13 protein-coding genes are annotated in these 13516 nt (G+C 58.9%); 12 read left to right on the top strand and 1 reads right to left on the bottom strand.

All coding sequences use genetic code 11. The features are described from left to right. Positions 1-73 precede the first annotated feature (73 nt). Complete coding sequence (locus NPS56_RS21260; protein ID WP_274076437.1) at positions 74-988, bottom strand: LysR substrate-binding domain-containing protein; 915 nt, start codon at positions 986-988, stop codon at positions 74-76. 198 nt (positions 989-1186) lie between these two features. Here NPS56_RS21260 and NPS56_RS21255 point away from each other — a divergent pair, with 198 nt between their 5' ends. The 12 genes from NPS56_RS21255 to NPS56_RS21200 all read left to right on the top strand — a co-directional run bounded on the left by NPS56_RS21255 (position 1187) and on the right by NPS56_RS21200 (position 13515). Next, positions 1187-1936 carry an SDR family NAD(P)-dependent oxidoreductase gene (locus NPS56_RS21255; RefSeq protein WP_274076436.1) on the top strand — a complete coding sequence of 250 codons (750 nt, stop codon included), beginning with the start codon at positions 1187-1189 and terminating at the stop codon, positions 1934-1936. A gap of 98 nt (positions 1937-2034) precedes the next feature. After that, complete coding sequence (locus NPS56_RS21250; RefSeq protein WP_274076435.1) at positions 2035-3333, top strand: MFS transporter; 1299 nt, start codon at positions 2035-2037, stop codon at positions 3331-3333. Positions 3334-3351: 18 nt separating this feature from the next. Beyond that, positions 3352-4200, top strand: a complete 849-nt coding sequence (locus tag NPS56_RS21245; RefSeq protein ID WP_274076434.1) for a transketolase — start codon at positions 3352-3354, stop codon at positions 4198-4200. After that, positions 4197-5219: a transketolase family protein gene (locus NPS56_RS21240; protein ID WP_274076433.1), complete on the top strand. Its 1023-nt coding sequence runs from the start codon at positions 4197-4199 to the stop codon at positions 5217-5219. The genes NPS56_RS21245 and NPS56_RS21240 overlap by 4 nt, the downstream gene beginning before the upstream one ends. A 232-nt stretch (positions 5220-5451) precedes the next feature. Beyond that, positions 5452-5823 carry a hypothetical protein gene (locus NPS56_RS21235; protein ID WP_274076432.1) on the top strand — a complete coding sequence of 124 codons (372 nt, stop codon included), beginning with the start codon at positions 5452-5454 and terminating at the stop codon, positions 5821-5823. A 117-nt stretch (positions 5824-5940) separates the two neighbouring features. Continuing rightward, positions 5941-6969: a glycosyltransferase family 4 protein gene (locus tag NPS56_RS21230; RefSeq protein WP_274076431.1), complete on the top strand. Its 1029-nt coding sequence runs from the start codon at positions 5941-5943 to the stop codon at positions 6967-6969. Between the two features lie 27 nt (positions 6970-6996). Continuing rightward, positions 6997-9153 (top strand): amylo-alpha-1,6-glucosidase, encoded by a 2157-nt coding sequence (locus NPS56_RS21225; RefSeq protein ID WP_274076430.1) that lies wholly within the window; start codon positions 6997-6999, stop codon positions 9151-9153. Between the two features lie 360 nt (positions 9154-9513). Then, positions 9514-10350 (top strand): ABC transporter ATP-binding protein, encoded by an 837-nt coding sequence (locus NPS56_RS21220; protein ID WP_274076471.1) that lies wholly within the window; start codon positions 9514-9516, stop codon positions 10348-10350. Between the two features lie 36 nt (positions 10351-10386). Beyond that, entirely contained in the window at positions 10387-11388 is a 1002-nt protein-coding gene (locus tag NPS56_RS21215) for an ABC transporter substrate-binding protein (protein WP_274076429.1), read from the top strand. A gap of 28 nt (positions 11389-11416) precedes the next feature. Continuing rightward, positions 11417-12193, top strand: coding sequence for an ABC transporter permease (locus tag NPS56_RS21210; RefSeq protein WP_274076428.1), 777 nt, complete (start codon positions 11417-11419; stop codon positions 12191-12193). Continuing rightward, entirely contained in the window at positions 12190-12957 is a 768-nt protein-coding gene (locus tag NPS56_RS21205; RefSeq protein WP_274076427.1) for an SDR family oxidoreductase, read from the top strand. Before NPS56_RS21210 ends, NPS56_RS21205 begins: the two co-directional genes overlap by 4 nt. A gap of 18 nt (positions 12958-12975) precedes the next feature. Further along, a complete protein-coding gene (locus tag NPS56_RS21200; RefSeq protein WP_274076426.1) occupies positions 12976-13515 on the top strand; it encodes a cupin domain-containing protein in 540 nt (179 codons plus the stop codon). Position 13516: the final 1 nt, after the last annotated feature.

Genomic DNA, 13516 nt, shown 5'->3' with positions numbered 1-13516 from the left:
ATAAGTCGGCCAGAAGCAGACACTCGGCAGTCACTCTGCCGAGATGCTGGTGTGGTGTACCACGACATCGAGATCAGTAATTGAAGTCATGCCCCAACTCCTTCTGCATCCACTCCAGAAATCTTCTCACCCGAGGGAAGTTTGCATGGGCTCTCGGGAAAACCAGATGGTGTGCAGTGATTGACGCACTCAAATCCGGCGCTACCTCGACCAGCGCGCCACGCGCCAGATAGTCCTGCGCCAGCAGCGTGCTTTCCAAGGCAAACCCAAGCCCGTGGTTGGCTGCCTCCAGCGTCATGTAGGAGCGGTCAAAGCTGAGCGTGTAGGGTTTTTCCGGGCGTGACAGGCCATGTTGGGCAAACAGCTGCGGCCACTTGATCAGCGTGGCCTCCGAAAGGATCAGATTGCAGTCCAGTAAATCCGCGACGGCCCGGATGGGGCGTTTTTCCAGCAGCTTCGGGGACGCCAGCACGGCAATCTTTTCATTGCGTATCGTCCGTACTTCATAGCTGGGCCAGTTGGGCATGCCGTGGCGGATATCTACATCGATCTTGTCGCGGCTGAAATGCAGGGATTCGTAGGAGCACGAGAGATTGAGCTGGATATCGGGATGACTCTGGCGAAATTGCTCCAGTCTCGGCATCAGCCACAACAGGCCGAAACTGGGCGACGAGTGCAGTCGCAGGCAGTCGAGGCTGACATCGCTGGTGGCCCGTTCGGTGGCCACGGCGAGGCTGTGCAGGATGCCGGAAACCTCGGTGAGGTATTGCTCGCCCACCGGGGTCAAGGTCACGCCCCTGGCCGTTCTGAGAAACAGCTGCCGGCCGATCATGGCCTCGAGTTTGGCCAACTGGTGACTGACCGCCGAGGGCGTCAGGTCAAGCAGTTCGGCGGCGCGGGCGACGTTGCCGAAGCGTGCCGTCTGTTCAAAGGCCTGAATGGCTTTCAGGGGTGGAAGGATCGGGGGTGCATCGCCAGGTGAACTCATGATTATTGTTATTCCGCTGCAAGTGGCTTGGGCCGGGCGTCCAGCTATTCAAACATTGGCAGAGTTGGTTGGCGAGTGCTGAATTTTTTTCAGCATCGAGTGACATTCGCGTTATTGCTCAGGGTTTGTCTGGAGCACAAGCTGAGTCATCGGTTCTTCGTGGATCGACCCAATAAAAACAATCAGAGGTACTCTTCCATGCTTCTTCAAGGCAAAGTCGCGATCATCACCGGTGCAGCTTCCGCACGTGGCATCGGCCGCGCTACAGCGACCACCTTCGCGCAACAAGGTGCTCGTGTCGTGATCCTCGATCTGGACGAAGCCGCCGCACGCGATGCCGCTGCTTCCCTGGGCGAAGGCCATCTGGGCCTGGCCGCCAACGTCGCCGACGAATCCCAGGTGCAGCAGGCTGTCGCAAAAATCATCGAGCACTTCGGCCGCATCGACATCCTGGTCAACAACGCCGGCATCACCCAACCCCTCAAGACGCTCGACATCCGACCTTGCGATTACGACAAGGTGCTGGACGTCAGCCTGCGCGGTACCTTGCTCATGTCCCAGGCAGTGATTCCACTGATGCGCCAGCAGTCTGGCGGCAGCATCGTGTGCATGTCGTCGGTTTCCGCTCAACGTGGCGGCGGCATTTTCGGTGGCCCTCACTACAGCGCCGCCAAGGCCGGCGTGCTGGGCCTGGCTAAAGCCATGGCTCGGGAACTGGGGCCGGACAAGGTGCGCGTCAACTCCATCGCCCCCGGCCTGATTCACACCGACATCACCGGCGGCCTGATGCAGGACGAACGCCGCCACGCGATCATCGACGGCATCCCCTTGGGTCGCCTGGGCGAGGCGCAGGATGTGGCCAATGCGGCGCTGTTCCTGGCCAGCGACCTATCCTCCTACCTGACCGGCATCACCCTGGATGTGAACGGCGGCATGCTGATTCACTGACAACACCTGACGGGCATCAAAGCCCGTGCGGTTCTGGATCGACGACGCAGCCGGGCTTGATCGCCTGGCGGTCAATAAAAACAAGAGATCAGACCATAATGACTACCCTGTCGCTCGAAGCGGTTTCGACCGTGCGCTCCAACGCCTACCGTAAAACCGCGTGGCGCCTGATGCCGTTCCTGATGCTGTGCTACCTGTGCGCCTACCTCGATCGCGTCAACGTCGGCTTCGCCAAACTGCAAATGATGAATGACCTGGCGCTCAGCGAAACGGTCTACGGGCTGGGCGCGGGCATGTTCTTCATCGGCTACTTCCTCTGCGAAGTGCCCAGCAACATCATCCTGCACAAGGTCGGGGCGCGGGTCTGGATCGCGCGCATCATGATCACCTGGGGCATCGTCTCTGCCCTGTTCGCCTTCGTCGAAACCGCCTGGCAATTCTATGCGTTGCGCTTTCTGCTGGGGATCGCAGAGGCCGGCCTGGCACCGGGCCTGCTGCTGTACCTGACCTACTGGTTCCCGTCCTACCGGCGTGCGCGCATGACCGTGTTGTGGTTCATCGCCATTCCGCTGTCGGGCATGGTCGGTGGCCCGATCTCCGGCTGGATCATGACTCACTTCGCCGGTATGCACGGCTGGGCCGGATGGCAATGGATGTTCGTGCTCGAAGCCGTGCCCACCGTGGTGGTTGGACTGCTGGTGTTGAGTTATCTGAAGGATGGCGTGCATCAAGCCAGCTGGCTCAACGACGACGAAAAAGCGCTGATCAGCCGCGAGCTGGCCGAGGATGACCAGAAAAAAGTCACGCACGCCTCTGTTGGCGAATTCATCCGCGACCGTCGCCTGTGGTTACTGGCAGCCATCTACTTCTGTGTCGTGATGGGACAGTACGCAATCACCTTTTGGTTGCCGACCCTGGTGCGTAATGCAGGCGTGTCCGACCCGATGAAAATCGGCCTGCTGACCAGCCTGCCCTACTTCTGCGCGATTGCCGCCATGCTGTATGCCGGACGCAGTGGCGACAAACACCGCGAACGCCGCTGGCACCTGATCGTGCCGATGATCGCCGGGGCCGTCGGCCTGAGCCTGGCAGCCCTGATGGGGGGCAATGTGATGCTCTCCATCCTGAGTCTTTGCCTGGCCGCTTCCGGAATCCTGTCCGCCACCTCGATGTTCTGGATGCTGCCCACCACGCTGCTTGGTGGTGTATCCGCTGCCGCCGGCATCGCAGCGGTGAACAGCTTCGCCAACCTCGCCGGTTTCTGTTCGCCCTACCTGATTGGCTGGATAACCACACTGACCGGTTCCAGCGCCATCGGCATGTATCTGATTACTGGCGTGCTGCTCGCCGGTGCCACCCTGGTGCTGCGCATTCCCGCCGCCTTGGTCAATCGTTGATTCACAGGAGTATTCACCATGACTGCCCATCCTTCATTCGTAACACCCAAGACCCTGGCGGAGCGCGCCCACAACATTCGTCGCCACGCGTTGCGCATGGGCCAGGTCCAGGGCCAAGGCTACGTCGGCCAGGCCCTCGGCGCTGCCGACCTGCTGGCGGTGTCCTACTTCCATGCCCTGAACCATCGGCCCGAAGACCCTGATTGGGAAGCCCGCGATCGCTTCTACCTGTCAATCGGTCACTACGCCATTGCGCTGTACGCGGCCTTGATCGAAGCCGAAATAATCCCGCTCGATGAGTTGGAAACCTACGGCGCAGACGACAGCCGCCTGCCTATGTCGGGCATGGCCGCCTACACGCCAGGCATGGAAATCACCGGTGGTTCGCTGGGTCAGGGCCTGGGCATCGCGGTGGGTGCCTGCCTGGGCCTCAAGCGCAAAGGCTCGCCTTCCTTCGTTTACAACTTGCTGTCCGACGGCGAACTGAATGAAGGCTCGACCTGGGAAGCCGTGATGTCGGCATCGCATTGGAAGCTCGACAACCTCATCGCCATCGTCGACGTCAACAACCAGCAAGCCGACGGCTACTCCAGTGAAATCCTGTCCTTCGAACCCATCGTCGATCGCTGGCAAGCGTTTGGCTGGTTCACCCAGCGCGTCGACGGCAATGACCTGGAGGCGCTGGTCACCGCGTTCGATGTCGCGCGCAATCATTCCGGCACTCAGCCGCGGGTGATCATCTGCGACACCAAAATGGGCAAAGGCGTGCCCTTCCTGGAAACCCGGGAAAAGACGCACTTCATCCGCGTGGAAGAACACGAATGGGATCTGGCACTGAACAATCTTGAAGAAGGAAAAAACCAATGAGCAATGCAGCCAACACTCCGACTTCGACTGCCGAACCGACCAGGAAACGCCTGACCACCTCGGCGATGATCGCCTCCATTGCCTCGGAAGGCCAGGCCACCAGATCGGCACCTTTCGGGCATGCATTAGCCGCGCTGGCAGATCAGCGTCAGGACATCGTCGGCCTGTCCGCCGACCTGTCCAGGTACACCGACCTGCACATCTTCGCCAAGGCCCATCCCGACCGGTTCTATCAGATGGGCATGGCCGAGCAACTGCTGATGAGTGCGGCCGCCGGTATGGCCCGCGAAGGCTTCGTACCTTTCGCCACGACTTATGCGGTGTTCGCCTCACGCCGCGCCTACGACTTCATCTGCATGGCGATTGCCGAGGAAAACCTCAACGTCAAGATCGTCTGCGGCCTGCCCGGCCTCACCACCGGTTACGGCCCCAGCCACCAGGCCACGGACGACCTGGCCATCTTCCGCGCCATGCCCAACCTGATGATCGTCGACCCCTGCGATGCCCTGGAAATCGAGCAGGCCGTGCCCGCCATCGCCGCGCATCAGGGGCCGGTATACATGCGTTTGCTGCGCGGCAATGTACCGCTGGTGCTGGACGAGTACGGCTACAAGTTCGAGATCGGCAAGGCAAAGACCCTGCGCACCGGCAACGATGTGCTGATCATCTCTACAGGCCTGATGACCATGCGCGCACTGGAAGCGGCCAAGGAACTGCAAGCGGACGGCATCGATGTCGCCGTGATGCACGTGCCGACGATCAAGCCATTGGATGAGCAAACCATTCTTGCCGAGGCAAGGAAGTCAGGTCGACTGGTGGTCACCGCAGAAAACAGTTCGATTATTGGGGGACTGGGCGAAGCCGTTGCCGGGGTGCTGCTGCGCAACGGGGTGACGCCCACCTTCAGGCAGATTGCCTTGCCCGACGCGTTCCTCGATGCCGGTGCTTTGCCGACGCTGCATGATCGTTATGGCATCTCCACTCAAGCCGTGTGCACGCAAATCAAAGCCTGGCTGTAACGGCGAGGACATCTGCTATCTGCCAGGGCATTACGCCCTGGCTTGCTCATGTTGTGTTGACGTCGCCACAGGCAGCAATCGGCCCCTGCAAATAATCGATTTTTTAAATAGAACCTCTTTGATAATCCCTGCCGATCGCACGGTCTGAATTTTAGTGAACCGAAACCGACACCCATTTCAGGATGTGGGCGATCCGCTAAATGACAGGGATGATTTGAAGGTGGAAACCATCATGTCGAACTATTCAGCCGACCAGATTATTGCTTGCCGCCGCGTAGCGATGGAGCAGAACCGAAAGCTGTTCGAGGAAGCGAACGCCATCAACCGGTCAGCGCTCGATCTCCTTGATCGCAGTGATTTCGACAGCGAAATGTTTCTTATTTATTTGCAGCTGCAGGAAAAAGCTAAATACCTGTTTAGAGAGGCGCTGGAACATATCACTTTACTGGAGGAACAATTTCCCTCACCGCAGCTGCAAAACACCATCGATGGCAGCACTCGAAAATCCGCGCTTTTGAATGAGGCTCGGACGAGAACAATCCAGCGCTACCCTGGCTGTCTTCCAGTCGACGTGAATCAGGGGATCTATCATGGCAGCAAATAATCGTTAACTTGCCTATGAAGGGTGCCGCTTGTCGTAGCCGTAAAACTTAACCCGACAATATAAAGGTCTAACTTTCACGGTGACGCAAGGTCATGAATCAACCGCAGGACGGCCATCATGAAAATAGCGCAAATTGCTCCGTTATATGAGTCCGTCCCACCCTCGCTGTACGGGGGTACCGAAAGGGTCGTCGCACACCTGACAGATGCCTTGGTAGAACTGGGACACGAAGTCACCTTGTTCGCCGCCAATGGGTCACACACGGCTGGCGTCCTGGTGACGGGTCGCGATCAAGCGTTGAGACTGGATCAAACGCCGCTGAAATCCGAACTTGCCTGTCATTTAAGCTTGCTTTCTGAAGTACAGCACCGAGCTGGCGAGTTCGATGTCTTGCATTTTCACGTTGACTTGCTGCACTTCCCTTTTTTTGAAGATATTGCGCACAAGGTATTGACCACCCTTCATGGCAGGCTGGATATGAAAGATCTTGAGGGTGCCTATTCGCGATGGCATCGCTATCCTCTTGTATCCATCTCCCGACATCAGCGTACGCCACTGCCAGATGCAAACTGGATCGACACGATCTATCACGGTTTGTCTCATACCAGCTTTAGCCTGCATCGAAGTTCAGGGGATTATCTGGCGTTTCTGGGGAGAATATCTCCTGAAAAACGCCCCGATCGTGCAATCAACATTGCCCTTGCTGCCGGGTTGCCGTTAAAGATCGCCGCCAAAGTCGATGCCGCTGATCGTGAATATTTCGAACAGCGCATATGTCCTTTGCTTACACTTCCCGGCATCGAATATATCGGAGAGATAGGAGATCATGAGAAATCCGACTTCCTGGGAAACGCCAGAGCCTTGTTATTTCCCATTGATTGGCCCGAACCATTCGGATTAGTCATGATAGAGGCAATGGCTTGCGGTACACCGGTTATCGCCTGGAATTGTGGTTCCGTCCCCGAAGTGGTTGAACATGGCGTCACCGGCTTCATAATCAATAGCGAACAAGAGGCTGTGGTCGCTACCCGTCAGGTACTTGAACTTGATCGACAGGCTATACGTGACGTTTTCGTCAATCGTTTTTCCGCCAAGGTAATGGCGCAGCGGTATGTCGACCTGTATCGAACACTGACCGCAGGTTGATACTCGCGATGCCTTCAGGCCAATCCCATGACAATCACATCCGGTTCACCTGAATCCCCGCAACAAGTCCCCCTCGTCAATGAGCCAGGCGCTCAAAACCTGTTTGTGCTGGTCGACCATAACACCTACCTGGTGGCCAACGCATTCGGTGACATCGAGCCTGGTGCCGTAGGGTTATTCCATCACGACACCCGACTCCTTTCCGTCTACCAGTTGAGTGTCGCTGGACAACGTCCATCCCTGCTGTCCGCGTCAGTCAGCCAGGACAACGTCTACTTCATCTCTCATTTAACCAATCATCCCCTGCCCCTGTTAGGCGAAGAAACCACGCCACAGGGCGTTATCCATATCGGACGCAAGCGTTTCCTTTGGGAGGAACGCATGTTCGAGTGCATCAGCCTGTTCAATTACAGTGATCAACCCAGTCTGTTGCCGATCAATTTGCGTTTCGCCGGCGACTTCCGGGATATGTTCGAGGTTCGCGGTCAAAGCCGGCCTTTGCGCGGCACACTCTCCGAGCCGCAGGTATCCAGACAAGGGGTCGTCGTGTGCTACGAGGGCCTGGACAAACAGCCGCGCAGCATGGCGATCAGCTTTTGCACCGAGCCAACGCACATCAACGGCGACAATGCCAGCTTTCAAATTGAAATAGGCCCGCATAAAAGCCATGAGCTTTATATTGAGGTCGGTTCAAGCATCATGCAGCCGGGGCGTCAGCGCTATCGATCCGCTGCCGCTCTGGCTTGCCGTGCAATGCGTAACAAAGAACAACGAGGCGCGCGCATCTTAGCTTCAGGCCGCTTGTTCCAGGCCTGGCTCAATAAATCCCGTGCCGACCTGGCCTTACTGACGGCAGACCTTCCGACTGGCCCCTATCCGTATGCCGGCGTTCCCTGGTACTCCACGCCATTCGGACGTGACGCCATCATCACGGCCTATCAATCCCTGTGGCTTAACCCCTCACTGGCGCGCGGAGTACTCGCCTACCTGGCCGCGCATCAAGCCACCGAAACCTCGACATTCCGTGATGCCGAACCGGGAAAGATCATGCATGAGACGCGGCAGGGGGAAATGTCGAGACTCAACGAATTACCCTTTGCTCGCTATTACGGAGGCGTCGATACAACGCCCTTGTTCCTGATGTTGGCCGGCGCCTATGTACGACGCACCGAAGATCTGGCGCTCATCGAGGTGCTATGGCCGGCACTTGAACTGGCAACGTCATGGATGGAAAACAATGCATCAAGGAATGCCGAAGGTTTTATCACTTACCAGCGAGGGGAACTCACCGGTTTGGCCAATCAGGGCTGGAAAGACAGCCACGATTCCATTTTCCACCAGGATGGTCGCTCGCCTGAAGGGCCTATCGCGTTGGTGGAAGTGCAGGGCTACGCTTGGCGCGCTTATTTGAGCATGAGCACATTGGCCAGGCGCCGAGGCGATAACCAGGCAGCGGAACACTGGCAAACCTGTGCAAACAAATTACGTGAGGCGGTTGAACGCTGCTTCTGGATGAAGGATCGGCAATTTTATGCACTCGCCCTTGACGGAAACGGCGAGCGTTGCGAAGTGAGGGCCTCAAACGTGGGTCATCTGCTGTTTACCGGCTTACCTTCGGCTGAGCGAGGCAAGGCCGTTGCACAGCAACTTCTCACTAACGCCTTCTACAATGGCTGGGGCGTCAGGACGCTGGAAACGGGGGCCATCCGCTTCAACCCCATGTCTTATCACAATGGATCGGTCTGGCCTCACGATGTCGCCCTGTGTGCAGCAGGTATCAGTCGATACGGCGAACACACTGGCGCTGTCCGATTGCTGAGCGGAATGTTCGAAGCGGCTGCCTTCTTCGGCATGCGATTACCGGAGCTGTTTTGCGGATTCAAGCGCGCCCCCGGTGAGACACCCGTCGCTTACCCGGTGGCCTGTTTACCTCAGGCCTGGGCAGCTGGCTCAGTGTTCATGCTCCTGCACGCCTGCCTGGGGATTACCATTGATGCTGCAGCTCGCCGTGTGGTCATTCGACACCCCCATCTTCCCATTGGCATCGATCGCCTGGAAGTGCGCAAGCTGAGATTCAATGAGCACTGCGTCGACCTTTGTTTCCAGAGAATCGGTGACGGCGTGGCTGCGTATATCGAACGGCAGCAAGGGCCGGATTTGATTCGCCTGGATGTCAAACTCTAAAACGCCACACCACTTCGATCCGCCTTGCAGAGCCCAGCGCGATGCAGGGCGACAGTGGCCTGTGTCCGTTTCGCATTTAAAACAAATTCCTCATTTACCCACCCTCAGCGTTACCTGAAAAAGCACCACCTCCTCGCAAATCCCCGAGCCTCGCACGATCGATGTGCAATTTCGTGCCATACAAGAAACCACGTTTCATATATGAAACGTCGATAATTTTCAGATTAATAGCTAACTCATTAATTTAAAACGCTTTTTAAACAAAATAAGGACCTTGCCAATCTCTGGCATTGTTCATGCACTAAACGCCGTATCACCTATAAAACAGACCAGAGACCCTTCCCAATGGCTGTGAAAGAGATGTACGCCGTCGCCCCGCAATGGAACAAACCCGCTCCCAAGGAAGATCTGGAGCCCACCGAGATTGAATTCCGCAATGTCGGCAAATGTTTCCCGGCCAAGGGAAAACCCGAAGCGCCGTTCGCCATTCGCGGGGTCAATTTCAAGATCCGCCGTGGTGAAGTGGTGTCGATCATCGGCCCTTCCGGTTGCGGCAAGAGCACCATCCTCAATATGGGTTCCGGCCTCTACCGCCCTTCCGAAGGCGAAGTGTTCGTCGGCGGTGAAGCGGTCACCGGCCCGGTCCGCCAGGTCGCCTTCATGCTGCAAAAAGACCTGTTGATGCCGTGGCGCAGCATTCGCCGCAACGTCGAACTGGGCCTGGAAATTCAAGGTGTGGCGGCCGCCAAGCGTCAGGCCGTGGCTGAAGATCTGCTCGATCGTTGCCACCTGCAAGGCTTTGCCGACCACTACCCGTTCCAGCTGTCGGGCGGCATGCGCCAGCGCGCTGCCCTGGCCCGCACCCTGGCCGTCGACCCGCAGGTGCTGTTCCTCGACGAGCCATTCTCGGCGCTGGATGCGCAGACCAAGATGATCCTGCAACAGGACATGGCGCGGATGCTGTTCGATGAAAAGAAAACCGCGCTGTTCATTACCCATGACCTGATCGAAGGCATCGCCATGTCTGACCGGCTGCTGGTCATGAGCGCCCGCCCCGGCACCATCATCGAAGAAATCACCATCGACCTGCCGTTTCGCGACAACCCGCTGGAGCGCCGCAAGCTGCCGGAGATCGGCCCGCTGGTGGGTCGCCTGATGGAGTTGCTGCAAGTCAGCGAACACACCGAACTGCATTGATCACGCCTGCAGGCACGCAACCGATTAGGAGTACGCATGTTCAAGTCTCTGTTTCAACGCTTCAGCCAGGTCACCGCCATCACGCTCGGCCTGGGCATGGCCTTCGCCGCCCAGGCGCAGTCGACCGACGTGACTTACCTGTTGCCGGCGCCACCGAACCTGCCGGCCTTCGCTCCGTGGATCATCGCGCAGCAGAAGGGTTACTACGCCGCCCAGAACCTGAACATGAAGTTCATCGCCGCCAAGGGTGGCGTGGACGTGGCAAAACAGATCGGCGCCGGTAACGCCATGCTCGGCGGTGCCCTGGGTGATACCCCGATCGTGGTGCGGGCCAACGGGATTCCGGTGCGCGCGGTCGCGGTGCTGGGTGCCGGCGGCGTGACCATGATCGCCACCAATGCCGAGCAAAACATCAACTCCATCAGCGACCTCAAGGGCAAGACCATGACGGTGATGTCCTACTCGGACACCACCTACTACGCCCTGCTCGCCTCCCTGCGCAAAGCTGGCCTGAGCAAGAACGATGTGAACATCCAGGCCGCCGGCCCGGCCGGTGTCTGGCAATTGTTCTCGGCCAACAAAGCCGAGGCGATGGCCGGTGTGCCGGACTGGGTGGTCAACGCCGAAGAAGCCGGGTTGAAGATCAAGCTGATACCGCAATCGCAGATTTTCGAAAGCATGGCCCAGTCGATCCTCGCCTCCGACGACGCGATCAAGAATCACCCCGATATCGTTCGCGGCGCGGTCCAGGCAACCCTGCAGGGCATGCGCGACATCATTGCCGACCCACGGGCTGCCGCCGTGACCTTTGCCAAGGCAGTACCCGCCTATGCCGGCAAGGAAGACTCGCTGGAGAAGATCTTCAAGCTCTACGTCGAGCATGTCTACGCCAACCAGACCGTATTGGGTCGTATCGATCCGGCGCGACTCGAAGCGGTCCGCCAGTTCTATGTCAGCGAAGGCATCGTCACCCAGGAGCCCAAGCTCGACGACCTGTACACCAACCAGTTCATCGACACCCAAACAGCCGCGCAATGACGGCCAGTGACGACAAGGTAACGACACGATGAAAAACCTCAGTAATTCCATGCTCGGCAGCGTCGCCCTGCTGATCCTGTTCCTGGTGCTCTGGCAGTGGGGCCCGGGATTGCTCGGCATGCCCGAATTCGTCATGCCGCAGCTGAGCCGCGTGGCCCAGGAAGGCCTGGTGATGTGGCACAGCGGCGGCCTTTGGCAACACACCCTGATCACCGCCTTCGAAATCATCGTCGGTTTTGGCCTGGGTGCCCTGCTCGGTGTGGTGATCGGCGTGTCGCTGGGCCTCTCGCCCGCCGCCGAGGCCATGCTGTCGCCGTACATCCTGGCGCTGCAGATCGCCCCGAAAGTCGCCTTCGCCCCGCTGTTCGTCATGTGGCTGGGCTACACCATCTACCCGAAGATCCTGATCGCCATCCTGATCGTGTTCTTCCCGGTGATGATCAACGTGCTGTCGGCCATCCGCACCGTGGACCCGGACATGATCAACCTGGTGCGGACCATGAACGCCAGCCGCTGGCAGATCTTCCGCCTGGTGGAGTTCCCCTCGGCCATGGCCGCGCTGTTCTCCGGCCTGCGCATTGCTTCGACCCTGGCCGTCATCGGCGTCACCGTCGGTGAACTGGTCGGCGGTAACCAGGGCCTGGGCTTCCTGCTGGTCGATGCCGAAGGCCAAGGCAATACCGCGGGCGTGTTCGTCGCCATCGTCATGCTCACGCTGATCGGTGTGCTCGCCTACGGCGCGGTGGTCTGGAGCGAAAAACGCGTCCTGCACTACATGCCCAAAGCCATGTTGAGTACCCAATGATGACCACCTTCAATCGCTTGCTCGAAGGCCGTCGCGTACTGGTCACCGGTGGCGCCCGCGGACTGGGTTACGCCTTTGCCCAGGCCATCGGCCGCGCCGGTGCCCAGGTGGTGATCGCCGACATCCTCGCCGAACGCGTGCAGCAATCGGCCGCCGAACTGGTCGCCGAAGGCCTGGACGTGCATGGCGTCACGGTCGACCTGGCGCAGCCGGATTCGATCGATGCCTGCATCGCCGAAACTACCCGTTTGCTCGGAGGGTTGGACGGACTGGTGAACAACGCCTCGATCACCAATTCCGGTGGCAAGACCTGCGAAGAGCTGACCCTGGACACCTGGGACCAGGTGATGCAAGTCAACGTGCGCGGCACCTGGTTGATGACCAAGGCGTGCCTGCCGGCCCTGCGCGCCAGCGGCCAGGGCGCCATCGTCAACCTGGCGTCCGACACCCCGCTGTGGGGCGCGCCGAACCTGCTGGCGTATGTCGCGAGCAAGGGCGCAATCATCGCCATGACCCGCAGCCTGGCCCGTGAACTGGGGACCGACAACATCACGGTCAACGCCATCGCACCCGGCCTGGTGCTGGTCGAAGCCACGGCCTATGTGCCCGAGGCGCGCCACCGTTTGTACAACGATCAACGGGCGATTCAACGCCCACAACTTCCCGAGGACGTCAGCGGCGCCGTGCTGTTCGCGCTGTCCGACCTCGCCCGTTTCATCACTGGACAAACCCTGCCGGTCAACGGCGGGTTCGTCATGCCTTGACTTGATCTGGAGACAGCCATGACCGATTTATCAGCACAGCAACAAACCCCGAAAAGCTGGGAACAACCCGCCGGCAGCGATCTGGAAAGCTGGATGAACACCCGCATCGCCCGTTATGAGACCCGCAAGTACGACTGGAACGCCCTGAAGTTCCAGGCCGACTACGACCCGAAATTCCGCCGCGCACAAATGCGCTACATCGGCACCGGTGGCACCGGCGTGACCTCGGACATGAACACCATCCCGTCGGAGAACTTCACGTTTTCGACCATGGTGATTCCGGCCGGTCACGAAGGCCCGCCGCACCTGCACACCGACGTCGAAGAAGTGTTTTTCGTGCTGCGCGGCAAACTCAAGGTGGTGATCGAGAAGGACGGCGAGCGATTCGAAACCATCCTCACCGACCGCGACGTGATTTCCGTGCCGCCCGGCGTGTACCGCGAAGAGATCAACATCGGCGATGAAGACGCGTTGATGTGCGTGATGCTCGGCGCGAAAAAACCGCTGACCCCGACCTACCCGCCAGAACACCCCCTGGCCTCGATCAAGCGCGGATAAG

This window comes from Pseudomonas putida (assembly GCF_028682635.1).
GTDB classification, from domain to species: domain Bacteria; phylum Pseudomonadota; class Gammaproteobacteria; order Pseudomonadales; family Pseudomonadaceae; genus Aquipseudomonas; species Aquipseudomonas putida_AE.
The sequence above is the reverse complement of the archived record's forward strand: the minus strand, read 5'-3'. Positions and strand labels throughout refer to the sequence as shown.